The sequence below is a fragment of the Agrobacterium sp. 22-3639C2 genome (genome assembly GCF_053522105.1).
This window is the reverse complement of the sequence record NZ_JBNWDB010000001.1, coordinates 604,505-626,846: the sequence shown is the minus strand read 5'-3', so window position 1 is coordinate 626,846 and position 22,342 is coordinate 604,505. Positions and strand designations below refer to the sequence as shown.

Here is a 22,342-nt window from a genome sequence, read left to right as displayed (position 1 = left end):
GCAAAGGAATTCAAACGATTTCCGCTGCCATGCCGTTTAGGCGTCCAGACCCATCAGACGGAGGGCGTGGCGTCATTTACCCAGTTGAAGCCGGGGAAGAAGCGCTCTCGGCCATATTGCTCGCCGAACATCATGTCGAATTGCAGCAGGCGGTAATTGCGCACCACGTCCGGAATGGAATTGGGTGAAATCGACCAGTCGGGCAGGGCCTTGCCATCCGTCGCCACGAGCATGTGCCGGTCGACAACGGAAAACGCATCCTGCACTTCACCCAAGGTCCCCGTATAGAAGGGGTCTGAGAAACCGGCTGTTTTCAGTACGTGATAGGGCAGCAGCGCCGGGCTGATGGTGCCGATATTCTTGCGCACGCCCGTCTTCGAGGACCAGACGACAAGCGGCGTCTCGTGTTCCTTTTTCATGACTTCCAGCGGCGCGCGGCGGCTGGCTACCATGCCCGGCATGTAGCCGCTTTCCACGAATGTCTGGCCAAGGGGCGGCAGGTGATCGCCGAAGAGCACGATGATGGTTTCGCGCTCGCGCTTTTTTGCCCAGCGCATCAGCTTCAGAAGGGCGTCGTCGGCCTCCGCCACGCCCTGCGCATAGGTACCAAGCGCCTGCGATGCGGAAGCGGAAAGATCGCCCTCTACGCCGATGGTGTCGCTGGCATAACGGCCCGCCTCGTAAGGTCCGTGTCCCTGGAGGGTGACGGCGAAGAGGAAGAGCGGGTTGCGCGCATCGTCCGCGGCCACCATGATCTGGTCCATCAGCGCGTCGTCGGAGGCGAAGTTGCCGCGCTTTTCCATGGGCGGCAATGTCTCTTCCGAGCGGAACTCCTCGAAGCCGAAATTCCTGTAGACTTCCTTGCGGTTCCAGAACCATTCCTGAAACGGATGCATGGCGATGGCCGAATACCCTTCGCCACGGAAGAAGCTGGCAAGCGAGGGCACCGGGCGGCGGATATATTGCTGGTAAGGAATGCTGCCATAGGGCAGGAAGGCGTTGGAAAAGCCGGTCAGTGCCTCGAATTCCACATTCGCCGTCATGCCGCCGAATTCCGGCGAGAACACGTGGCCGGACTGCTTGGCGCGGATGTTGGGCATCGGATCGGCAGAGAGCTTCACGTTTTCAAGCCGTGTCGGATCCCACAGCGATTCGCTCATCAACATGATGACATCAGGGTAATCGCCCGTGTTGGCGGCAAAGGCGGCGGGTTCCGAGGTCAGGTCCGCAATGCTGTTTTCGCCGTAACCCTGCGGCGCCGAGACGTTGGCCATGGGAATATTGAAGGCAAAGGCCATCAGGAAACCGTTATGGCGGTAATTCTCCTGTTGATCCCACATCATGGGGATGATGTTGAGACGATCGCGCACCCACGAATAATGCGAATAGTCCATGAGCGAGGCGAGGCCGGCCAGAAGCGGCAGCGCCAGCACAAGACCTGCGGCGCGTTCGCGCCAGCTCAAGCCGGGCGAATAACGCCGCGCCAGCAGCCACAGGGTGGAAAGGGCCGCAACCGTGGCGCAAAGGCCAAGGCCGACCAGCACGGCCGTCAGCGGCTGGGCTTTCAGCATGGTGGGCAGAAGCTCGAGGATCTGCCGGCCGAACAGCAGGTCGGAGGGATAAAGCGGATCGGAGAGATAGGTCTGTTTCTGCGCGGAAATCAGCCCTGTCAGCGCGCAAAGCGGCGCAACGGCGATGAGCGACAGGTAACGGCGGCCGAGGATGGAATCCAGCGCTACGAGCAGCAGCAGCACGGCGGCGATGGTGGTCATGCCGGGGCGGGCGGATGAGGTGAGGAAGGTGCCGACATCAACTAGCGAACCGCGGGCGATCCATTCCAGCGCGACGACAAGCACGACCGAGGAAAACGTTAGATTGGCAAGCGTGTAGGCCTTACCCGAAAGCTTGGAAAGGCTCCGCGTCCATGCAGGCGAAAAGACAAAATCAGCCTTTTCGGAAGCCGTTGTTTTTGGCGCCGAATTTCTCAAACTCATACTCCGGTATTACGAGGCAACACCGCGCAATTCGGGGAGGTGAATCGGGGCGTCGCAAAACTGTCATGTAACTGTCACATAAGCGCGATGAACGCGACATGAACTTTGCGGGGTGTGGCCGGTGCGGTGATAACCTTAGCGTGAATGCCGGTTGCGGCTTCATCCTATCAAGGTGGTGCGGCATGCAATTGCCGCGTTGCGGAGCGGGCACGGGCGCGGTATTGAAAAGCCATGAGCGACAGACACGACATCAAAAACCATCTTCGAATTGCCGTCGGGCAGTTCAATCCGACTGTTGGCGACGTGGCGGGCAATCTCGCCAGGGCGCGCGAAGCACGGGCCGATGCGGCGACGCAGGGTGCCGATCTCCTGCTTCTGACCGAGCTGTTCATATCCGGCTATCCGCCGGAAGACCTGGTATTGAAGCCGGCTTTTCTGAAAGCGTGCCTGAAGGCCGTGGAAGAACTGGCGGCGGAAACCGCCGATGGCGGGCCGGGCGTCGTCATCGGTTTTCCGCGTCAGGGCGAAACGGGCCGGCACAATTCGGTTGCGCTTCTGGATGGCGGCAGGATCATCGCGCTGCGTGACAAGATCGACCTGCCGAATTACGGCGAGTTCGATGAAAAGCGTGTTTTCGCCGAAGGTTCGATCTCCGGTCCCTATAATTTCCGCGGTGTCAGGATCGGCATTCCGATCTGCGAGGAAATCTGGAACGATATGGGTGTGTGCGAAACGCTTGCCGAAAGTGGGGCGGAAATCCTGCTGGTGCCGAATGGTTCACCCTATTATCGCGGCAAGCTGGATGTGCGCCATCAGGTGGCGCTGAAACAGGTAATCGAAAGCGGCTTGCCGCTGGTCTTCGCCAATCAGCTTGGCGGGCAGGACGAGCTGGTTTTCGACGGCGCGAGCTTCGGTTTCAATGCCGACAAGACCCTTGCCTTCCAGATGAGCCAGTTCGAGGCGACCCTTGCCGTCACCGATTGGAAACGCACCGCAGAAGGCTGGCGCTGCGAAAGCGGTCCTTTCTCGAAAATCCCTGAAGGCGAGGAGGCGGATTACCGCGCCTGCATGCTGGGCTTTCGCGATTACGTCAACAAGAACGGCTTCAAGAGCGTGGTTCTCGGCCTTTCCGGCGGTATCGATTCGGCGATCTGCGCTGCGCTTGCTGTTGATGTGCTGGGCGAAGAGCGGGTGCGCTGCATCATGCTGCCCTATTGTTACACCTCCGAGGATTCGCTGAAGGACGCAGCCGATTGCGCCAGGGCGCTTGGCTGCCGTTACGATATCGTGCCCATTGCCGAACCGGTGGATGGGTTCCTGTCGGCGCTTTCGGAAATGTTCGAGGGCACGGAGGAAGGCATTACCGAAGAAAACCTGCAGAGCCGTACACGCGGCACCATTCTCATGGCTGTTTCCAACAAGTTCGGCTCGATGGTGGTGACAACAGGCAACAAGTCGGAAATGTCGGTGGGGTATGCGACGCTTTATGGCGACATGAATGGCGGTTTCAATCCCATCAAGGACCTCTACAAGATGCAGGTCTACGCCATCTCCAGTTGGCGCAATTCCCATGTGCCGCCGGGCGCGCTCGGGCCGTCCGGCGAAGTGATCCCCGCCAATATCATCTCCAAGGCGCCATCCGCCGAATTGCGACCCAACCAGACAGACCAGGATTCGCTGCCGCCCTATCCGGTGCTGGACGATATTCTGGAGTGCCTGGTGGAAAAGGAAATGTCGGTCGAGGAAATCCTCGCGCGTGGCCATGATATCGCGACGGTGCACCGGATCGAGCATCTGCTCTATCTCGCCGAATACAAACGCCGCCAATCCGCGCCCGGGGTGAAGATCACCAAGAAGAACTTCGGCCGCGATCGCCGTTATCCGATTACCAACCGGTTCAGGGACAGGTAGTCGAAGGAGGGCATGGAGGGAGCTTGCTGGACCCCGAATCTAGTTCGGGGTGATGGAGTGCGGATGCTGCGGCTTCGCCAAATATCGATGGCGAAGAAGCATCCTTTTCCTCCAACGGCGCGGACACGCCGCGCCGTCTCCCTATCTCGTTAAATAACCTGCCCCACATCGATGCGGTTACCATCCGGGTCTTCGAAAACGAAGGCCCGCAGGCCATAATCCTTGTCCTGCAGACTTTTGATGATGCGAAGCCCGTGGCTTTTGCAAAGCGCGTGCAGCGCGCCGGCGTCGCTGACCAGCATATGCGCCACATTGAAGGGGGCCGGTTTGTGCGTCGACTGCAATGTCAGGTGCAACTCGGCATTACCTTGTTTCAGGATCATGAAACCGACAGGGTTGCCGTTTTCGAAGGTCTTTTCGAAGCCCAGCACACGGACATAAAAGTCATGGGCCTTCTCGATATTCTTGACAGGAAGCATTGCGGCGATCCGACCGAAGCGGATGCCGTGAACGGCGATGGTGTTCATCGCGGAACCTCGGATCTGGGAGAAACGGGCAGGGGAGCGGGCGGTGCCGGAACGCTGCTGTTTTTTCCTATTTGAATTTGCAGGGCGGTGCCTGCGGCAATAGGATCATAATCACGGCGGTGGCGGATGCAAACGGAATGTTTGTGCCATTCAACGCTCCACGCCAGACGATCGACAGGCCCGGGAGGCAGCATGCGCAGTTCCATCGAAATCTTCAACATCCGCACTCGGCAGATGCGGGTGGTCTGGCAGACGCCGGAGCTGTTCGAGGCTCCGAACTGGTCGCCGGACGGGAAATACCTGCTTCTGAACTGCGACGGTCTGCTTTATCGCCTGTCACTTGCCGGCGACCCTTCGCCGGAAAAGGTCGATACCGGCTTTGCGACAATCTGCAACAATGACCACGGCATTTCGCCTGACGGTTCGCTTTATGCCATTTCCGACAAGGTGGAGTTCGGCAAGAGTGCCATCTATCTGCTGCCTTCGACGGGCGGAACGCCGCGTCTGATGACTAAGAACCTTCCGTCCTACTGGCACGGCTGGTCGCCGGACGGGAAAGGTTTCGCCTATTGCGGCATTCGCGATCAGGTTTTCGATATTTATTCCATGGACATAGACAGCGGTGTTGAGACACGCCTTACCCATGGTGAGGGCCGCAATGACGGGCCGGATTATTCGCCGGATGGAGAATGGATCTATTTCAACTCCAGCCGCACCGGCCAGATGCAGATCTGGCGCGTGCGGGTGGATGGCTCGGCCGTCGAGCGTATCACCGACAGCGCCTATGGCGACTGGTTCCCGCATCCGTCCCCCAGCGGTGACAAGGTCGTCTTCGTCTCCTACGACGCCGATGTCTTCGACCATCCGCGCGACCTCAACGTGCGCGTGCGGCTGATGGATATGGATGGCGGCAATGCCGAAACGCTGTTTGACCTTTTCGGCGGGCAGGGAACGATGAATTCCCCCAACTGGTCACCGGACGGGGATGAGTTCGCTTATGTGCGGTATTTTCCCGTTGGGTGATGCGGTAGGGGTGCTTCAGCTGGCGCGCGTCTGCGCGGCGGCTGAAGGCCGCAATACGCCGGTGAGGTGGCCACGGTCACATTGCCGCATCGCTGCGCAAGATACTTGTATTTGCAATCTTTGTTGCTCATAAGCTTCTTCGTCAGGTGCCTGCCCTTTAGGGCGGGAGAATCGGGAATCCGGTGCAAGACCGGAACGTGCCCAGCGCTGTGAGGCGGATGCCCTTTTTCTTGATGCCACTGAATCCATTCGGGAAGGCGAAAGTGGGCGGATGAAGCCGAGTCAGAAGACCGGCCTGACAGGATAGACCAGACCGCGTGGACGGCGGCAGGTTGTTGCAGCAGCGCGTCGTGCAGGCGAAAACCGGAGCCGGTTTTCGTGGCGGCGCGCCAGCATTGTTGGGGATAGACGATGCCGACCGATCCACTCGCGACCAGTTCGCTCGACGCAAATGCATTCGATCACGCGCTTTCGCCCGCCTACCCGTTTTCCGAGGGGGAGCGAGAGGCGATCTACCGTGCCATCGAAACCCGCCGTGATGTGCGCGACCAGTTCCTTCCGGATCCATTGCCGGAAGATGTGGTCGAGCGCCTGCTGAAGGCGGCGCATTCCGCGCCCTCGGTCGGTTTCATGCAGCCGTGGAATTTCACGCTCGTCACTGACGGTGCGGTCAGGCAGGCAGCCTGGGTTGCCTTCAGCCGCGCCAATGGCGAGGCGGCGGCGATGTTCGAGGGGGAGCAGCAGGCGCTTTACCGCAGCCTCAAGCTTGAGGGCATCCGCAAGGCGCCGCTCAGCATCTGCGTCACCTGCGATCCGACGCGTGGCGGCAAGGTGGTGCTGGGCCGCACCCACAATCCGCGCACCGATGTCTATTCCACCGTCTGCGCCATCCAGAACCTCTGGCTTGCAGCGCGCGCCGAAGGCATCGGCGTCGGCTGGGTCAGCATTTTCCACGATAGCGACATTCGGACCATTCTGGAAATCCCGGACCACATCGAGATCGTCGCCTGGCTATGCCTCGGCCGCGTCGATACACTTTATACCGAGCCGGAACTGGCGGTGAAGGGTTGGCGGCAGCGCGTGCCGCTGGAGGAGCTGGTGTTTCGCAATCGCTGGGGCGGGCGGTAAAGAGAACACGCGACCGCCTTGTGAGTGAGATAGAGCGTTGCCAACTCCATACCGCGTGCTTGATGGGAGCTATTGCTGCGGCTGAATGCCCTTCAGCGCCGGGTTCTTCAGGTCGATCCGGCCTGTCTGGTCGGGCAGGAATTTAGGGCCGATGACGCGGACCCTGCTGTTGTTCGGGTCATAGTCGCGTTCCGGAACCGGTTGTTCCGGCGGCTTTGCGGCCTGCTGCAGTTCGGTGGGTTTTTTGGAGGTGTCACCTTGCGGTGATGGAATGGTCGTGATGCTTGAATAGGGTTTCTCAGCTTCCGGCCGCGCAGCCTCCTGCTGCTTCATCTCCTCGTGATAGGCGGCCATGTTGCAGGCGCAGCCTGGGGCTTTGGTTGAGGCATTTCGATAGGCAAAGGCGGTCGGCAGGTCCTTATAGGGCTTTCCTGTTTCAGCCGAGACCATGTCAGCCGTTTCCTGCTCCGTCATGGAGTGGAAATAAAGCTCCGTCTGCGTACCCGGACACATTTTCTGGCATTGTTCGGCCTGCGCACGGAAATCGAGCGGCGAGGCATTGGAAGCGATGGGGAAGAACGAGCCGTCGCAGGTGCGCACGCACAGCGTCCTGAGCCCGCCTTCAGCAGCGGCATTGGGGTAGGGCGAAAGCCCTGCCTGTCCCGGCGGATTGCTCTGTTCGCCGAAGGCGTCGGGGTAACGTGTCACATCGGGTGCCGTCGGCTGGCGCGCTTCCGTTTCCGGAATGGCGCTGCAGCCATTGGCGTCGAGTGCGGCGAGAATGCGCTGGCGTCTGATGTCGCTATCATCGCTGCCCTGGGCCGCCATGGCATAGTCGCGGTCACGGATGATGGCATCGCGTTCGCTCTGCGCATCCGCCATCGCGTCGCTGATCTCTGCGCAGAGTTCGGCATTCGGGCTGCCATAAACGGTGACGCTTGCGGATGAACAGCCGTAACGGCGCAGATCGTTCCTGATCCTGCGGATCTCGATGTTCTGGCGGGTGAGCGCATTGGCGTAACGCCGTACCTCGGCGGTGTTGCCGATGACACGCGGCGGTTCGCGCAGCTGCGCATAAAGCGTATCGCAGACCTGATCCGCGAAAGCAGCGGCCGGGGCGATGAAAACAAGGGGAAGCAGGAGGCCGATAATGCTGCGGCGCCGGGTCAATGGTGCGATCCGTTCGATGTCCCCGGCCGGTGGCGAGGGTGTTATGCTTCGGGAAATCCGTGTTCAGGAAGATAACATAAGCTGTTGCCGCAATGCGGCAACAGCATGTTCAAAACTGCGTTAATACGCCTTCATCACACCGAAGGGTGCGATGCCTGCACGACGGCAAAGGCCGCCATGTTGACAACGCCGCGCGAGGTGACGCTGGGCGACAGGATATGGGCGGGAAGAGCCGTGCCAAGCAGGATGGGGCCGACATGCAGGCCCTCCGTCAGCGTGCGGGTGACGCCGAGCGTGATGTTTGCGGCATCGAGGTTCGGGAAGACCAGCAGGTTCGCTTCGCCGGTAAGCACGCTGTTGGGCATGGCGCGCTTGCGCAGCGCTTCCGAAAGTGCCGAGCCGCCCTGCATTTCGCCGTCCACTTCCAGTTCGGGTGCCGCTGCCTGCACGATCTTCAGGGCGCGGCGCATCTTGCGGGCGCTTTCCGAATCGCGCGACCCGAAATTGGAGTGGCTGGCGAGCGCGATCTTCGGCGTGATGCCGAAGCGGCGGATTTCCTTTGCCGCGAGAATGGCCATTTCGGCCACTTCTTCGGAGGTCGGATCGTTGTTGACGAAGGTGTCGGTGAGGAACAGCGCGCCCTGCTGGGTGATGAGCAGGCTGAGGCCTGCGAAAGAGCGAACGCTTTCCTGCTTGCCGATGATCTGGTTCACGTCGCGCAGGTGCCGGTCGTAACGGCCTTCCAGACCGCAGATCAGCGCATCCGCCTCACCACGCTTCACCGACAGCGCGCCGATGACCGTGGAGTTGGTGCGCACGATGGTGCGGGCCGCCTCCGGGTTGATGCCAGCGCGGCCGACCAGTGCGAAATAATCATCGACGTAGTCGCGGTAACGCGGATCGTCTTCGGGATTGACCACCGCAAAATCGGTATTCGGGCGGATACGCAGGCCGAAGCGCTTCAGGCGCGTTTCGATGATCTGCGGGCGACCGATGAGGATCGGGATGCCGGTGCCTTCTTCCAGAAGCACCTGTGCGGCGCGCAGCACGCGCTCGTCTTCGCCTTCAGCAAAGATGATGCGCTTCTTTTCGGCAACCTTGGCGGCGTTGAAGACCGGTTTCATGATGAAGCCGGAACGCCAGACGAAGCGGTTGAGCTGGTCGAGATAGGCTTCGAAATCGCTGATTGGCCGGGCGGCGACGCCGCTTGCGGCGGCAGCACGGGCAACGGCCGGCGCGATGCGCAGGATGAGGCGCGGATCGAAAGGCGAGGGAATGAGGTAGTTCGGGCCGAAGATCGGCGTTTCGCCGCTATAGGCCTTGGCGGCGACTTCCGAGACTTCTTCGCGGGCAAGCTCGGCAATGGCCTGCACGGCGGCCATCTTCATTTCCTCGTTGATCGTGGTTGCGCCGCAATCCAGCGCGCCGCGGAAGATATAGGGGAAGCACAGCACGTTGTTGACCTGGTTCGGGAAATCCGAACGGCCGGTGCAGATCATCGCATCCGGGCGGGCAGCACGGGCCACTTCCGGCATGATTTCCGGATTGGGGTTGGCAAGTGCCAGGATCAGCGGATTTTCCGCCATGCGCTCCAGAAGTTCCGGCTTCAGCACGCCTGCCGCCGAAAGACCGAGGAAGACATCGGCGCCGTCGATCGAGTCGGCCAGAACCCGCTTGTCGGTCTTTTGCGCGTAAACTTCCTTCCACTCGTCCATCAGCGAGTTGCGGCCGTCATAAACGAGGCCCTCGATATCGTGGACCCAGATGTTTTCTTTCTTTGCGCCCATGGCGACAAGCAGATTGAGGCAGGCAAGGGCTGCCGCACCGGCGCCGGAGGCAACGATCTTGACGCTCGAAAGCGATTTTCCAGCCAGTTCCAGCGCGTTGGTGACGGCGGCGGCGACGATGATCGCCGTGCCGTGCTGATCGTCGTGGAAGACCGGGATGTTCATCTTCTCGCGCAGCTGGCGCTCCACCTCGAAACATTCGGGCGCCTTGATGTCTTCAAGGTTGATGCCGCCGAAGGTGGGTTCCAGCGCTGCGATGGTGGAGACCATGTCGTTGATGCCGGGCGCATCGATCTCGATATCGAAAACGTCGATGCCGGCGAATTTCTTGAAGAGGACGGCCTTGCCCTCCATAACAGGCTTGGACGCAAGCGGGCCGATATTTCCAAGGCCAAGCACTGCCGTACCGTTGGAAATCACTGCAACGAGATTGGCGCGGGCGGTATATTCCGCTGCCATTTCCGGATTTTCATGGATGGCGAGGCAGGGGGCGGCGACACCCGGCGAGTAGGCAAGCGCCAGATCGCGCTGGTTGCCAAGGGGCTTGGTGGCCTGGATTTCCAGCTTGCCGGGGCGCGGGTAGCGGTGGAAAAAGAGCGCCTGTTCCTCGATGTCGGCCTTTGCCGTGTTGGCGGGCGTGTTGTTCTTATCGTGAGAGGTCATGTCTTCCACCGTCATGTCTGGTTCAATTCCGGCCCTCTGAATACAACAAACTTTCCCGTGGTACAGCCGTTATTTGCCGCCCGCTTATGCAAATGCGGGCATGGCTTATTCGCGTTTTCGTGATGCCATCAGTCATATTCCATACAAAAACCGGCCATTGTCATGTTGCTGCAACACGAGTCTGGTTCTGAGAGGGAAGAAAGCCGCAGGGACGCAACCGAACAAGGGGATTAAATCCGTGGCCGGTCAAATTGAAACCAGACAGTTCAGAACGCTTTTCATTTCGGATGTCCATCTCGGTTCCAAGGCGGCCAAGACGGATTTTTTGCTCGACTTCCTGAAACATCACGAGGCCGATACGATCATCCTGGTCGGTGACATCATCGACGGCTGGCGCCTGCGCCGCAGCTGGTACTGGCCGCAGGGCTGCAACGACGTGGTGCAGAAGTTGTTGCGCAAGGCCCGCAAGGGAACACGTATCGTTTACATTCCCGGCAACCACGATGAATTCCTGCGCGAGTTTCCGGGCATGCATTTCGGCGGTATCGAAGTGGCCGAGCGCATGATCCACGAGGCTGCAGACGGCAAGAAATATCTCATCATCCATGGCGACGAGTTCGACGTGGTGGTGCGCAATGCCCGCCTTCTCGCCTATCTCGGTGACTGGGCCTACGACGCGGCGATTGCGATCAACATCGTCCTTGCTGCGGTGCGCCGCCGCATCGGCCTGCCTTACTGGTCGTTCTCGGCCTGGGCGAAATTGCAGGTCAAACACGCCGTCAACTTCATCGGCGAGTTCCAGCGCGTAGTGGCCGACGAGGCGCGCCGCAACAATGTGGATGGTGTGATCTGTGGCCATATCCACCACGCCGTGATGGAAGACATGGACGGCATCCGCTACATCAACACCGGCGACTGGGTGGAAAGCTGCACGGCGATTGCCGAAAATGCCGATGGCACTTTCGAGCTGATCACCTGGATGCAGACGAGCGATGTCCCTTCGCAGACATCGGACGAGATGGAGCCGGTGGATATTCCAGGTCTGATTGGCAAGCACGCGGCCTGATTGGGGTTGGTTCAGCAGGCAGGGCGATCCCTAAGCGCGGGATGGTTCAGCTCTCTGTCGTCATCCTTGGGCTTGTCCCAAGGATTTGCAACCGATTGATTTCGCGCGACGTGGATAGATCCTCGGGACAAGCCCGAGGATGACGTCGAGTGTGAGGCGAGGCTGGTCATACAGTTTACGTGATACTGCAAAGATTATTGCGATGTTCGGCGTAGTGCTTTCACACGAAACCCGAACGACGGCTCTTATCCCCACAACTCCGGCTGCGGCGGATAAACCAGCGACCCCTCGTAAACGAGGCCCGGCTGCCGGTCCTGCCTGAGAATCAGCGGGCCGTCGAGATCGGAGAAGGCGGCTCCCTGGGCGGCCAGAACGGCGGGGGCCATGCCGAGCGAGGTGCCGAGCATGCAGCCGACCATGATGATGAAGCCTAGCCGCTCCGCCTCTGCCTTCATGACAAGTGCTTCCGTGAGACCGCCGGTCTTGTCCAGCTTGATGTTGATCGCATCGTAACGGTCGCGCAGGTCTGCGAGGTCCTTGGTGGAATGCACGCTTTCATCGGCGCAGATGGGGACCGGGTGGTCGATGCGGGCCAGGATGGCGTCCTTGCCGGCGGGAAGCGGCTGTTCGATGAGTGCGATGTTCAGTTCCGCTGCGAGTTTCAGATAATATTCGATATTATCGTCGTTCCAGCCCTCATTGGCGTCGATGATGATGCGCGCGTCAGGTGCTGCGGTGCGCACGGCCCGCAGGCGCGCCTCGTCATCCGCCGTTCCTGTCTTGATCTTCAGCAGCGGGCGGCCAGCGTTTTCCGCCGTTTTAGCCGCCATGGTCTCGGGATCGGCAAGCGAGATGGTATAGGCGGTAACGAGCGGTTTTGCCGCGTGTCCGAGACTATGTTCGGCAGCACTTTTGCCACTCATCTTGGCTTCGAGGTCCCATAGTGCGCAATCCACTGCATTGCGGGCGGCGCCGGGTTTCATCACCTGCTGCAATTCATGCCGTGTCAGGCCGCCGGCAATCTGCTCAGCCATTGCTTCGATATCGGCGATAACGCCTTCGATGCTTTCGCCATAACGCGGGTAGGGCACACATTCACCTCTGCCGGTAAAGGAACCATCGCGGATGGTGCACGTTACGACATCCGCATGTGTGCGAGTGCCGCGTGAAATAGTGAAGCTGCCAGCAACGGCGAAACGTTCTGTTGTGGCTTGAAGGTAACGGGGCATGTTTTTTCACTTCCTGACAGGCGTTAAAAGACACATGACGCCAAATTTATCGCGAATTGTCGGCTGTCACTGTGGCTTGCCGAAGGCCAAACCGTTATGAAACCTTTAAGAATCTCGTGACGGCTGCACTCGCTCGGAGCATTATGCAAGAACAGGATATACGGCAACAGGCGAACCCGGCCGCAATCACCGAAGACGACGCCGTCTCCGGCGGCGGCCAGCGGTATGCCTTGAGCGGTTCCTGGCGTAACAGCAATCTTTCAGGCATTTTTGCACGCCTCGAAAACATCGAGAAAAGCGGCCCTGCCGGTCCGGTGGAGATCGATCTTTCCTCGGTGGAGGCAATCGACACGACCGGCGCCTGGGTCATCCGGCGATTGCGCGAAGATATGGAAGCGAAGGGCGTTACTGTCACGCTTACCGGAAACGAGCGAATCGAGGATCTGATCGGCCAATTGCCGGATAAAGCGGCGATGGAGGGCGAGCCTGCCGCCAAGGTGGGACTTGCCGAACGCTTCTTCTCGCCGATCGGCCAGGCTGTCGTCCAGAATGGTGCGGATTTCCTCGCGGGCATGTATATTCTGGGTTCTGCCGTGCGCGGCGCGCAGATGAAGCTCGGGCGCGGCCGTGGCGTCTCGCCGGCGGCCATCGTCAACCAGATCGACCATATGGGCGTGCGCGCCGTGCCGATCATCATGCTGATGTCGTTTTTGATCGGCGCCATCATCGCCCAGCAGGGCGCTTTCCAGCTGCGGTATTTCGGCGCGGAAGTTTTCGTCGTCGATCTCGTCGGCATCCTGCAATTGCGAGAAATCGGCGTGCTTCTGACCGCAATCATGATCGCCGGTCGCTCCGGCAGTGCGATCACGGCGGAAATCGGCTCGATGAAGATGCGCGAAGAAATCGACGCGCTGAAGGTGATCGGTCTCAACCCTGTCGGCGTGCTGGTGTTTCCGCGTCTCGTGGCGCTGACAATCGCACTGCCGCTTCTGACCATCCTTGCCAATTTCGCCGCACTTTTCGGCGCGGCCATCGTCACACTTCTCTATTCCGGCATCACCTTCGAAGTGTTTCTGTCGCGTCTGCATGGCGCGGTCGAGGAATCGACCATCGCCGCCGGCATGATCAAGGCGCCGTTCATGGCGCTGATCATCGGCATCGTTGCGGCGGTTGAGGGTATGAAGGTCGGCGGTTCGGCGGAATCGCTCGGCAAACACGTCACGTCGTCGGTGGTCAAATCGATCTTCGTCGTCATTCTGGTGGATGGCCTTTTTGCCATCTTCTACGCAGCCATCGATTTTTAAGGAGGGCGCGTTGGAAACTTTGGACCAGAAGCCGCAAGAGACAAAAACTGCAAAGGACGGCCGTGAGACGGTTCTTTCCGTCGAGGGTGTGACTGTCGGTTTCAACGGCAGGAACGTGCTTGAGAATCTCGATCTGGATGTCTATCGCGGTGAAATCCTTGGCTTCATCGGCCCATCCGGCGCGGGTAAATCCGTCCTGATGCGTGCGATCTTGAGGCTTCTGCCACGCCAGGCGGGTGCAATCCGCATTCTCGGCACCGATTACGACAAGGCCAGCGAAGACGACCGCATGATGCTCGACCAGCGGCTCGGCGTGCTGTTCCAGCAGGGGGCGCTGTTTTCCGGCCTGACGGTGAAAGAAAACATCCAGCTGCCCATGCGGGAATATCTGGACTTGCCGAAAAAGCTGATGGACGAGCTTGCCTATCTCAAGATCGAGATGGTGGGCCTGAAGCCCGATGCGGGCGACAAATACCCGTCGGAGCTTTCCGGCGGCATGATCAAGCGTGCCGCGCTTGCGCGCGCGCTGTCGCTCGATCCCGACCTTGTCTTCCTCGATGAGCCGACATCCGGCCTCGATCCCATCGGGGCGGCGGAATTTGATATGCTGATCGCGCGCTTGCGCGATTCGCTCGGTTTGACCGTGTATATGGTGACGCACGACCTCGACAGCCTGTTCTCCGTCTGCGACCGCATTGCGGTGCTAGGGCAGAAGAAGGTGCTGGTGGAAGGGACCTTGCAGGACATGTTTGCCTGTGAAGACCCCTGGGTGCAGTCCTATTTCCGTGGCAAACGGGCGCGCTCTGTCGTTCTTCCGGACGACAGACACGAAAATCCGGTGGAGTAACAAGAAGCATGGAAACCAAGGCGAACTACACCATAGTCGGAATTTTCACGCTGATCGTGATCGCCGCCGCATTCGGCTTCGTTTACTGGATGGCGGAATTCGGCCGGGGTGGACCGACGGCGCAGCTCGTGGTGCGTATTCCCGGCTCGGCAAACGGCCTTTCCGTCGGCTCTCCGGTACGCTTCAACGGCATTCCTGTCGGCACGGTGCGCGGTCTTGCGATCGACCGTGACGATCCGGCCTATTCCATCGCCTTTACTGAAGTGCAGGCGGACGCGCCGGTTTTCCCGTCCACCCGCGCCGTGCTTGAAATTCAGGGCCTGACGGGCGCTGCCTATATCGAGCTTTCCGGCGGCAACAAAGATGGTGAGCGCATTCTGCAGAAATCCGTCGAAAGCGGCGTTCCCGCCGAGCTGACGGCCGATCTTTCCAGCGTCACCAACCTTCTTGCCACCGCCGACAAGATCCTGAAACGCGCCGATGGCGCCATCGGCGAATTGCAGGGTTTCGTGCAGGATGCCCGTGGGCCGCTGACGCAGACGGTGCGTAACGCCGAGAAATTCTCCGATGCGCTGGCCGCAAATTCCGATGGTATCAAGAGTTTCATCGCCAGCCTCAGTTCGCTTTCCACCACCGTTCAATCGGTCTCGGTGCGCCTGGACGGCACGCTGACCGCTGTCGAAGATCTGGTGAAGGCGGTGGATGCCGGCAAGATCGATTCCATCCTGTCTAATGTCGACAAGGTGACGAAGGACGTCGCTTCCGCTTCGAGCGATATTCAGGGCATCATGGAAACGGTGCAGAGCACGGCGCGCAACTTCGAGGCGGCGAGCACGGAAGTGCAGACGGTGGTGAAGCGCGCGGATGAGCTTTTGGCGTCGGTCGATCCCGCAAAGGTCAGCACCGTGGTGGGTGATGTTTCCGCAGCGACTGCCGATGCGCGCGATGCCGTCGCGAACTTCAAGCGGATTGCCGACGATGTCGGTGCGCGCCGGGCCGATATCGACCAGGCGGTCTCCGATTTCACCGACATGGGCCGCAAGCTTAACCTTGCCTCAAGCCGTGTCGATGGCATTCTTGCCAAGGTGGACGGCATGCTTGGAACCGACGATGCCAATTCGCTGTTTGCAAAGGCGCGCGAGACTTTGACCTCGTTCAAGGCCGTGGCCGACAATCTCAATGCCCGAATAGGGCCGATTGCCGACAATCTCACGCGCTTCTCCAGTTCGGGCCTGAAGGATTTCCAGGCGCTTATCGGCAGCACGCGGCAGACGGTCGACAATCTCAACAATGCGATCACCAATATAGACCGCGATCCGCAGCGGTTGATTTTCGGCGGCGAAACCGTGAAACAATATGACGGCAGAACAAGGCGCTAAAAGGGGTATGGGCCAATGACACGATTGATGAACGGCCATAAGCGCCGTGCCCTGCTTTTGGCTCCGCTGCTTGCGGTTGCGATGGCGGGCTGTGCGGGAACCCCATCGAACGATACGTTCGACCTTTCCGTCTCTTCGGCGACTGTAACGCAGGGGCCGTCGCTCAAAGGCCGGCAATTGCTGATCGCCGATCCGACGGCGCTGAAAGCGCTTGATAGCGAAAACATCGTGGTGCGCCTTTCCGGCTCGGAAGTGCAATATCTCGGCAATTCGCAATGGAGCGACCGCCTGCCGCGCATGGTGCAATCCAAGCTGGTGCAAGCATTCGAGGATACCGGCAAGCTCGGTGGCGTCGGCCGGCCGGGGCAGGGGCTGGCGATCGATTACCAGGTGGTCAGCGATATTCGCACCTTCGAAATCGATACGGCAAAAAACACCGCCGATATCGAGATTTCGGTGAAGCTCTTGAACGATCGCAACGGCACGGTAAAGGCGCAGGAAGTATTCCGCGCCAGCGCACGCGTCAGCGGTTCCGGAAATGCCAATTTCGTCAAAGCGCTAGACCAGGCTTTCGCCGCCGCCACCCGCGAAATCGTGGCCTGGACGCTGAAGTCGCTCTAAGTCTGACGACGGTCATTTCCGCTACAAGAGATTGCTCTATGTTGCGGGTGAGGCCTGTTGGTGACGGCCTTGCATTCAATGTTTCCGATCCGCGGGTCGGTCATGCGATTTCTGGTATTGCTTTGCCTTTCCCTTGTTTCCGCCATGTGCGGAACGGGCACCGTTCTGGCAGCCGGTCTTCGGTTGATCGAGATTCCCTCGGCAGGCGGCAAGCCTTTCATGAGGGCGGCGGTGTGGTCGCCCTGCGCGGCGACTCCGGTGGAGACCCGCATCGGCCCCTTCGCTCTGCAGGCGGTGCGTGATTACCCAGTTGCCGATGGGCAATATCCGCTCGTCATCATCTCCCACGGTTTCGGCGGTACGTATTTCAGCCATCGGGATACCGCGGCGGCGCTGGCGGATGCCGGCTTCATCGTCGCGGCGATCAATCATCCCGGCGATAACGCCATCGACATGAAGCGGGCAGGCGATCTTTCCGCGCTGACCGAACGACCGGCCGATATCGTCCGTCTGCTCGACCATATGCTGGCGAACTGGAACGATGCCCGTTTTATCGATGCCGGAAGGATCGGGGTGTTCGGATTTTCGCGCGGCGGTTATACGGCGCTGGTACTTGCCGGCGGCGTTCCGGATTTTCCAAATACCGGATTGCCGTGCCCTGATGGGCAGGCGGCGGTGTGTGCTCAGATGCTGGAAAGGTCTGCTTCGCCTGAGGACCGGGTCTACGATGCGCGGGTGAAGGCTGTGGTTGTTGCAGACCCCCTCAACGCCTTTCCAGGGCGGGCCGATCTGCGAGATATCAAAATCCCCGTTCAGCTCTGGAGTTCAGAGCGCGGCGGCGACGGTGTGGCGCCGGAGGATATTTTAAGGCTGCGCGACGACCTGCCGGCAAAACCGGACTATCAGACGGTGAAAGGGGCAGGGCATTTTTCGTTCATAACACCTTGCCCCGCCGAGATGGAAAAAGCCCTGGCCCAGATATGCGGCGATATTCCGGGGTTTGACCGGGCGGAGTTTCATCGTCGACTGAACAGCGAAGTCATCCGCTTTTTCACGGCTTCGCTACGCTGACGCACACGCCGGTGCCGCCGCCGATCAGACGGCGTCCTGCGACTGCCATTCCGGCAGCGGGAAAAGCCGGTCGTAGCCCCAGTTGAAGACGAAGGCATAGACTACGTAGAACAGCGCAAACGAGATATCCATCACCAGCGCCTGGGCAAGGCTGATGCTGAGATACCAGGCGATGAAGGGCATCAGCACGATCAGCAGACCCAATTCGAACAGCAGGGCATGGGCGACGCGGATAGCGGGCGTCTTCAGCGTCGTGCCTTTCAGGCGCTGCATGGCATGGTCGAAGCCGAGATTGTAAAGATAGTTCCAGGCGGTGGCGAGCGTGGCGCTGACCAGACCGACAATGCCGATATCTTCCATGGGCATGTGAAATACGAATGCACCCAGCGGCACGACCAGCAGAAGGCCGATGATTTCGAAGCTGAGAGCGTGGCGGATACGATCAGGCAGGGAACGCAATTTATTCTCCGGTATGTGACCGGGCCGTCCCGCATGCTGTCGCCATAATGGCCGAGGTCGTCCTCTCGCAAAGCCATATAGCGGTTTCGGGCAAAATTTCAAGCCTTGGGTCATGGTTGGGTTTGGGAGCGCTCTTCTCAGCGGGAGCGGAATGAGGCGGCGAGGCCGGAGCTATGCGGCAAGACTTTGCCCTCATCCGACTATTCGTGTCACCATCTCACCGGCGTGGAGACGAAGCACGCGGCGGTGCCTTATTTTTTCAATTGTCCGCCGTTTCGCCGCTGCGGAACAAGACCGCTGTTTTTTCGTTATCGCTCATGGAAGGAGGCGTGCCATGCAGCATAATTCTCCAGATGGACGAACGATAAAGGCCGCCAACGCGGCACAGGCCACGACTTACAAGCCTAGCCTCATTTCCCTGAAGGGAAGTTATGTGGCGATGATATTCCGCAGGCCGCTTTGCCAAAATCCGCTGGATTTGCGGAAAAAATAAAGCGGCACGCCTGACCCATTGCCCCATGGCCGACCGATGACGACTGCCGCAATGACAGAGAGCTTTAGATGTCTCTAAAGTGTGATTTTCAATCCGGACCGTCTCCCCTTAGATTGGGAGATCGCCACGAAAGCGAAGGGAGAATGACATGAAATCAGTTCTCATTATCGCCGCTGTACTTGGTTTTTCCGCCAGTGCAGCGTTGGCGGAGTGCGCAGGTCATGAAAAGATCAACGCTTCCGTTCCTGCTGTCGACCGTGAATTCAAAACTGCAAGCATCGTTCCGCCGACGGATCCGGTGGACAAGCCCATCGTCATACTGAAAAAGACCGATCGCCTTCCGGCGGCAACGGTTGCGACGACTGGCGAACCCGAAGCCGCAATGCAACGCATGCAATAAGACAAGACAATGATCGTTTCATTCTGAAAATCCCGTGTGTGAGGTAATCCGCACGGGATTTGCTTTTTGCGATCTAGCTGTCGAGTTTTAGCGACAATTGCTTCGGGCCTTCATTCTTTTTCAGCACGTAGAGCGGCCGGGCGATGATTACTTCCGTTCGCCGCTGCAATTCCCGTCGTCTCTCGAGCGCGCGCTCGCGCATATCGCGGGAGCGGGCGACCACGGACAGGGCATTTTCTATGGTTGCGTCTGCTGCGTTCATCGCTGACCTCCATAATGTTCACTTTATGTTCTCATTATCGGTCGCTTATGTCAACACTGTGGCAGCGATAGTTAAAGGGCAGCTGAAATGCCCTGGAGACGGTCTGTGACGGGGACACTACGGGCTGCGTTGAGGGGGCAGGGCTTCGCGTGGAGCGTTTTCTCCCCAAGCGCTTGCGACGGAGCATCGAACGCCCTTGCGGGCGCGACGGGGGATACTCCGGCCTGCTCAATCAATTTTCGGGATGCTTTGGCAATCATGCCGGGTGCTGATCAGCTCCGGCGGGCGGGAGGCTGTCAGGACAGGGGGCGTTGATCGGGTACGGTGAGGCCTGGAAGCAGGTCACTCAGATGTTCACTGGCGAGCGCGACGATGGCAAGCGCGGCCTGCTGACGGTTCCAGCCAGCGTCTTCCGCTTTTTCGATCAGCCCTTGAATGGAGGGCTCCAGCGCGAACTGGCACTCGGCCTGATAGTCCATGGTATCGATAGAAAGCGATGGAGAATTAATTGCGGCCCGCATCGTTTGGTCTCCCTGTTTTCCGCCATGCACGTCGTTAAGCGACGCGCAAATCGGAAACATGCACATTCAGAGGCCTATGATATCGGGCAGGCCCGTATATCAATGGCAGCGAATCCCCCAGCAGGCGGGACGTTAACGGCAAGTCTCGATGGCTGTCAACGAACGTCCGGTAGCGACGGCGCTGTCTTACCTATTTCAGAGCCTTCCGTTCCGGAAAGGTTTTCGTCTCCAGACCAGCAATGCCATGACATAAAGCGCAAAAAGCACGAACCATGTGACGGGCAGCACCATGAAAAGCGCCGCATAGGCACAACTTCCCTCGAAACAGGAACCGAGAAATCCGGAATCGGCAAGCGTCCCCGACAATAGAAACGCACATACGCCGCTTCCGACTGCGCCGAGGGCGAAAAGCAATATGTTGACGATCAATCTCATCACCCCAATCATAGGCATGATTAAGACCGCTTTGCGGAGCGGGTGGCACTGCCGCGCTGATATTTCGTCGTTTCAGTAGCTGTGTTGCAAAACCGGCGTTGCGGGAGCGGCTGATTTTTTTGAAGGCCGCTTGTTGGTGCAGGCCCCGCCATGATCGGGCAGGGCCGTTATTGCCGGATTCTTACTCGGTGATGGTATACTCGCCGAGTTCGCACAGGTTCTGCGTATCCTCGAGGTCTTCCAGCTCATCGCCCTGGAATTCGAAACGCATGTCGTATTTGCACACGCGGCGGCCATCGGCGATGGTGATCTCCATCGTTTCGCCCGGACCAAGCGCCTTCTTCCCGAACACGTCGTCTTCCCAGTCATCGACGCCGACCGGCGAGGTGTAGAAGGCATTGAGAACGGAGTTCGTTCCGTTCTTCAGCGAAAAGACGAGGTCGTCCGCCTGCGCTGCACCCGCAACCGTCAACGTAGCCCCGAAAAATACCGCCGTTACCCATTTTGATGTCATGATATCCCCCTTTTGCGCCATCGTTCTGGCTGGGCAATGCATACAACCAAACCAGTGGCTTGCAATGCAAACTGCGGGTTTTGGTTAAATTGCGAAGGGTTCGTTATGGGTAACTTTTCGAGATATCCAGTCTATTTTAAATATTACAAATACATATAAATAAATATTTCGAATTTTTGCCTTTATTTGTAATTTTATTTCTATGAAACAAATATATTATTCTTCTATTTCGAAAATATTTTTTTATTTTCAATTGTTTTTTCATTTATTTTGATTTTTATTTTGATGTATTTATGATTTTTCTGTGTGTATCGTGGACTTTATTATTTTGTATATATCGATTGCTGAATCAGCGAAGAGTTTTTACTGACAAAAATATTTTTTCAAAAAATGACGTTAATTGGTGGATGGGCTGGCTGATCGCTTTCCGACATAGGATAATGGATTTGATCAAGCGTTCGTTTTTATTCTTCTGCGGCCTCAAGCTGCCGGGTATCGTGGCACTGGCCACCCTGTACGCGGGTTTTCTGACGCAGGCTTTGGGCCAGTCGCGGGTCTGCAACGATCCGACTCCGACCAGCAACCTCAACGAAATGTTCGATGCGATTTACGCATGCTGGGTGCCGCCGGAAGACACGGAGGGGCTTGTCGTGACGCTTCAGTTCATTCTGCATAAGGATGGGCAGATAAGGGGCAAGGTGGTCGTCACAGCCGCGCGCCCGCAGGAAGACAGTCCAAGACGGCAAGCCTTTATCGATTCCGCCATCGACGCGGTGAAGCGGGCAGCGCCTGTTCCTTTCACCGAGGAATTCGCAAGCCGTATTGCCGGGCGGCCCTTGGGGCCACGTTTTATCGGGACAAAAATCATACCCGAAACGAAGTTGTAGGTTGTCTTGGGAGCTAGGTCCGCTGTCGCGGCCGCATGTTTGGGGCGCCGAATGCGAACTGTTTTTTCAGTCCCCGGCGCCGAAGGCGATGCTTTAACTTAGCACCGCAACGTCTTGTCATTTTTGAAGAATTTGGTGGGTGATGTAGGGCTCGAACCTACGACCCGCTGATTAAGAGTCAGCTGCTCTACCAACTGAGCTAATCACCCGACCGACACCGTGTGGCGGTGTGAGGGGGGCTATAAAGGGGAAGTTTCGGCTTGTCCAGCGCGGAAATGAAATTTCTTCGATTTTTGTGACGAAAAAATTTCAGTCGCGCTGGAAAAGGCTGGAAATCCGGGATTTTACGGATTTTTGTCTTTTGCTATCCTCGCCGGAAGGCTCTGCCGATGACGATGAGGATGCAGGCGCCGATGAAGCCGGCGATGAGATAACCGATCCATCCGGTCAAAACGATTCCGAATACCGAGAGAATGGCGTTGGCGACGATCGCGCCGACGATTCCAAGTAGGATGTTCATGAAAACACCCATATTGCTTTTCATGAATTGTTCGGCGAGCCACCCGGCGACACCACCGATGATGATAGCTGCGATCCAGCCAATACCAGCAGATTCCATGATTTCCTCCCATGATTGCTGCACTATTGAAG

General features: G+C 58.6%; 22 protein-coding genes, 1 tRNA gene and 1 riboswitch. Of the genes, 11 read left to right on the top strand and 12 right to left on the bottom strand.

Translation table 11 applies throughout. From position 1 onward, the window contains the following. Positions 1-53: 53 nt before the first annotated feature. A complete protein-coding gene (locus tag ACQZ6D_RS03075; protein ID WP_162686643.1) occupies positions 54-1,994 on the bottom strand; it encodes an LTA synthase family protein in 1,941 nt (646 codons plus the stop codon). Between the two features lie 231 nt (positions 1,995-2,225). Between ACQZ6D_RS03075 and ACQZ6D_RS03070 the strand changes: the two genes are divergently transcribed. Next, positions 2,226-3,905, top strand: a complete 1,680-nt coding sequence (locus tag ACQZ6D_RS03070) for an NAD+ synthase (protein ID WP_448729603.1) — start codon at positions 2,226-2,228, stop codon at positions 3,903-3,905. Between the two features lie 149 nt (positions 3,906-4,054). Here the strand turns inward: ACQZ6D_RS03070 and ACQZ6D_RS03065 are convergent, their stop codons facing one another. Further along, a complete protein-coding gene (locus tag ACQZ6D_RS03065) occupies positions 4,055-4,432 on the bottom strand; it encodes a VOC family protein (protein WP_111782479.1) in 378 nt (125 codons plus the stop codon). Between the two features lie 192 nt (positions 4,433-4,624). Here ACQZ6D_RS03065 and ACQZ6D_RS03060 point away from each other — a divergent pair, with 192 nt between their 5' ends. Both ACQZ6D_RS03060 and bluB read left to right on the top strand, forming a co-directional pair. Continuing rightward, positions 4,625-5,455 carry a TolB family protein gene (locus tag ACQZ6D_RS03060; protein WP_065702470.1) on the top strand — a complete coding sequence of 277 codons (831 nt, stop codon included), beginning with the start codon at positions 4,625-4,627 and terminating at the stop codon, positions 5,453-5,455. A 127-nt stretch (positions 5,456-5,582) separates the two neighbouring features. Continuing rightward, positions 5,583-5,768, top strand: a riboswitch (cobalamin riboswitch). Positions 5,769-5,866: 98 nt separating this feature from the next. Further along, positions 5,867-6,583, top strand: coding sequence for a 5,6-dimethylbenzimidazole synthase (gene bluB / locus ACQZ6D_RS03055; RefSeq protein ID WP_025593576.1), 717 nt, complete (start codon positions 5,867-5,869; stop codon positions 6,581-6,583). 69 nt (positions 6,584-6,652) lie between these two features. On the opposite strand, the gene ACQZ6D_RS03050 is transcribed toward bluB, so the two are convergent. Continuing rightward, positions 6,653-7,753 carry a DUF2865 domain-containing protein gene (locus tag ACQZ6D_RS03050; protein WP_065658610.1) on the bottom strand — a complete coding sequence of 367 codons (1,101 nt, stop codon included), beginning with the start codon at positions 7,751-7,753 and terminating at the stop codon, positions 6,653-6,655. Positions 7,754-7,887: 134 nt separating this feature from the next. Further along, positions 7,888-10,203: an NADP-dependent malic enzyme gene (locus tag ACQZ6D_RS03045; RefSeq protein WP_003515491.1), complete on the bottom strand. Its 2,316-nt coding sequence runs from the start codon at positions 10,201-10,203 to the stop codon at positions 7,888-7,890. Positions 10,204-10,432: 229 nt separating this feature from the next. On the opposite strand from ACQZ6D_RS03045, the gene ACQZ6D_RS03040 reads away from it, so the two are divergent. Beyond that, a complete protein-coding gene (locus tag ACQZ6D_RS03040; RefSeq protein ID WP_025593573.1) occupies positions 10,433-11,269 on the top strand; it encodes a UDP-2,3-diacylglucosamine diphosphatase in 837 nt (278 codons plus the stop codon). 245 nt (positions 11,270-11,514) lie between these two features. On the opposite strand, the gene dgcA is transcribed toward ACQZ6D_RS03040, so the two are convergent. Then, entirely contained in the window at positions 11,515-12,498 is a 984-nt protein-coding gene (dgcA, locus tag ACQZ6D_RS03035) for an N-acetyl-D-Glu racemase DgcA (RefSeq protein WP_013636238.1), read from the bottom strand. A 143-nt stretch (positions 12,499-12,641) separates the two neighbouring features. Here dgcA and ACQZ6D_RS03030 point away from each other — a divergent pair, with 143 nt between their 5' ends. The 5 genes from ACQZ6D_RS03030 (at position 12,642) to ACQZ6D_RS03010 (ending at position 17,720) form a co-directional block, all read left to right on the top strand. Then, positions 12,642-13,802, top strand: a complete 1,161-nt coding sequence (locus ACQZ6D_RS03030; RefSeq protein ID WP_003515483.1) for an ABC transporter permease — start codon at positions 12,642-12,644, stop codon at positions 13,800-13,802. A gap of 10 nt (positions 13,803-13,812) precedes the next feature. Then, on the top strand, positions 13,813-14,649 hold the full coding sequence (locus tag ACQZ6D_RS03025; RefSeq protein ID WP_025593570.1) for an ABC transporter ATP-binding protein: 837 nt from the start codon (positions 13,813-13,815) through the stop codon (positions 14,647-14,649). Between the two features lie 8 nt (positions 14,650-14,657). Beyond that, a complete protein-coding gene (locus ACQZ6D_RS03020; RefSeq protein ID WP_003515479.1) occupies positions 14,658-16,028 on the top strand; it encodes an MCE family protein in 1,371 nt (456 codons plus the stop codon). 15 nt (positions 16,029-16,043) lie between these two features. Beyond that, positions 16,044-16,649: an ABC-type transport auxiliary lipoprotein family protein gene (locus ACQZ6D_RS03015; protein WP_019566194.1), complete on the top strand. Its 606-nt coding sequence runs from the start codon at positions 16,044-16,046 to the stop codon at positions 16,647-16,649. Between the two features lie 102 nt (positions 16,650-16,751). Next, positions 16,752-17,720, top strand: a complete 969-nt coding sequence (locus tag ACQZ6D_RS03010; protein WP_111782497.1) for an alpha/beta hydrolase family protein — start codon at positions 16,752-16,754, stop codon at positions 17,718-17,720. 24 nt (positions 17,721-17,744) lie between these two features. Here ACQZ6D_RS03010 and ACQZ6D_RS03005 read toward each other — a convergent pair whose 3' ends face one another. Next, the gene (locus ACQZ6D_RS03005) at positions 17,745-18,179 is read right to left on the bottom strand and encodes a PACE efflux transporter (protein ID WP_013636234.1); all 435 of its coding nucleotides are present in this window, start codon (positions 18,177-18,179) and stop codon (positions 17,745-17,747) included. Between the two features lie 641 nt (positions 18,180-18,820). On the opposite strand from ACQZ6D_RS03005, the gene ACQZ6D_RS03000 reads away from it, so the two are divergent. After that, on the top strand, positions 18,821-19,072 hold the full coding sequence (locus ACQZ6D_RS03000; protein WP_003515471.1) for a hypothetical protein: 252 nt from the start codon (positions 18,821-18,823) through the stop codon (positions 19,070-19,072). Positions 19,073-19,145: 73 nt separating this feature from the next. Here ACQZ6D_RS03000 and ACQZ6D_RS02995 read toward each other — a convergent pair whose 3' ends face one another. The 4 genes from ACQZ6D_RS02995 to ACQZ6D_RS02980 form a co-directional block, all read right to left on the bottom strand. Next, entirely contained in the window at positions 19,146-19,334 is a 189-nt protein-coding gene (locus tag ACQZ6D_RS02995; protein ID WP_003515469.1) for a hypothetical protein, read from the bottom strand. A 296-nt stretch (positions 19,335-19,630) separates the two neighbouring features. Beyond that, on the bottom strand, positions 19,631-19,855 hold the full coding sequence (locus ACQZ6D_RS02990) for a hypothetical protein (RefSeq protein WP_003515467.1): 225 nt from the start codon (positions 19,853-19,855) through the stop codon (positions 19,631-19,633). Positions 19,856-20,050: 195 nt separating this feature from the next. Next, the gene (locus ACQZ6D_RS02985) at positions 20,051-20,302 is read right to left on the bottom strand and encodes a hypothetical protein (protein ID WP_019566197.1); all 252 of its coding nucleotides are present in this window, start codon (positions 20,300-20,302) and stop codon (positions 20,051-20,053) included. Positions 20,303-20,471: 169 nt separating this feature from the next. Beyond that, positions 20,472-20,804 (bottom strand): hypothetical protein, encoded by a 333-nt coding sequence (locus tag ACQZ6D_RS02980; RefSeq protein WP_003515455.1) that lies wholly within the window; start codon positions 20,802-20,804, stop codon positions 20,472-20,474. Positions 20,805-21,211: 407 nt separating this feature from the next. Between ACQZ6D_RS02980 and ACQZ6D_RS02975 the strand changes: the two genes are divergently transcribed. Beyond that, on the top strand, positions 21,212-21,691 hold the full coding sequence (locus tag ACQZ6D_RS02975; RefSeq protein WP_236768927.1) for an energy transducer TonB: 480 nt from the start codon (positions 21,212-21,214) through the stop codon (positions 21,689-21,691). Between the two features lie 133 nt (positions 21,692-21,824). Here the strand turns inward: ACQZ6D_RS02975 and ACQZ6D_RS02970 are convergent. Together ACQZ6D_RS02970 and ACQZ6D_RS02965 are read right to left on the bottom strand one after the other, a co-directional pair. After that, a tRNA-Lys gene (locus ACQZ6D_RS02970) sits at positions 21,825-21,900 on the bottom strand. 155 nt (positions 21,901-22,055) lie between these two features. Continuing rightward, the gene (locus ACQZ6D_RS02965; protein ID WP_003515453.1) at positions 22,056-22,310 is read right to left on the bottom strand and encodes a GlsB/YeaQ/YmgE family stress response membrane protein; all 255 of its coding nucleotides are present in this window, start codon (positions 22,308-22,310) and stop codon (positions 22,056-22,058) included. Between the last annotated feature and the right edge of the window lie 32 nt (positions 22,311-22,342).

Bases quoted from the DNA above. Each gene is read 5' to 3' on its own strand.
- ACQZ6D_RS03075 (WP_162686643.1), bottom strand. From the start codon at position 1,994: ATGAGTTTGAGAAATTCGGCGCCAAAAACAACGGCTTCCGAAAAGGCT.
- ACQZ6D_RS03070 (WP_448729603.1), top strand. From the start codon at position 2,226: ATGAGCGACAGACACGACATCAAAAACCATCTTCGAATTGCCGTCGGG.
- ACQZ6D_RS03065 (WP_111782479.1), bottom strand. From the start codon at position 4,432: ATGAACACCATCGCCGTTCACGGCATCCGCTTCGGTCGGATCGCCGCA.
- ACQZ6D_RS03060 (WP_065702470.1), top strand. From the start codon at position 4,625: ATGCGCAGTTCCATCGAAATCTTCAACATCCGCACTCGGCAGATGCGG.
- bluB (WP_025593576.1), top strand. From the start codon at position 5,867: ATGCCGACCGATCCACTCGCGACCAGTTCGCTCGACGCAAATGCATTC.
- ACQZ6D_RS03045 (WP_003515491.1), bottom strand. From the start codon at position 10,203: ATGACCTCTCACGATAAGAACAACACGCCCGCCAACACGGCAAAGGCC.
- dgcA (WP_013636238.1), bottom strand. From the start codon at position 12,498: ATGCCCCGTTACCTTCAAGCCACAACAGAACGTTTCGCCGTTGCTGGC.
- ACQZ6D_RS03030 (WP_003515483.1), top strand. From the start codon at position 12,642: ATGCAAGAACAGGATATACGGCAACAGGCGAACCCGGCCGCAATCACC.
- ACQZ6D_RS03020 (WP_003515479.1), top strand. From the start codon at position 14,658: ATGGAAACCAAGGCGAACTACACCATAGTCGGAATTTTCACGCTGATC.
- ACQZ6D_RS03015 (WP_019566194.1), top strand. From the start codon at position 16,044: ATGACACGATTGATGAACGGCCATAAGCGCCGTGCCCTGCTTTTGGCT.
- ACQZ6D_RS03010 (WP_111782497.1), top strand. From the start codon at position 16,752: ATGCGATTTCTGGTATTGCTTTGCCTTTCCCTTGTTTCCGCCATGTGC.
- ACQZ6D_RS03000 (WP_003515471.1), top strand. From the start codon at position 18,821: ATGAAATCAGTTCTCATTATCGCCGCTGTACTTGGTTTTTCCGCCAGT.
- ACQZ6D_RS02995 (WP_003515469.1), bottom strand. From the start codon at position 19,334: ATGAACGCAGCAGACGCAACCATAGAAAATGCCCTGTCCGTGGTCGCC.
- ACQZ6D_RS02990 (WP_003515467.1), bottom strand. From the start codon at position 19,855: ATGCGGGCCGCAATTAATTCTCCATCGCTTTCTATCGATACCATGGAC.
- ACQZ6D_RS02985 (WP_019566197.1), bottom strand. From the start codon at position 20,302: ATGATTGGGGTGATGAGATTGATCGTCAACATATTGCTTTTCGCCCTC.
- ACQZ6D_RS02980 (WP_003515455.1), bottom strand. From the start codon at position 20,804: ATGACATCAAAATGGGTAACGGCGGTATTTTTCGGGGCTACGTTGACG.
- ACQZ6D_RS02975 (WP_236768927.1), top strand. From the start codon at position 21,212: ATGGGCTGGCTGATCGCTTTCCGACATAGGATAATGGATTTGATCAAG.
- ACQZ6D_RS02965 (WP_003515453.1), bottom strand. From the start codon at position 22,310: ATGGAATCTGCTGGTATTGGCTGGATCGCAGCTATCATCATCGGTGGT.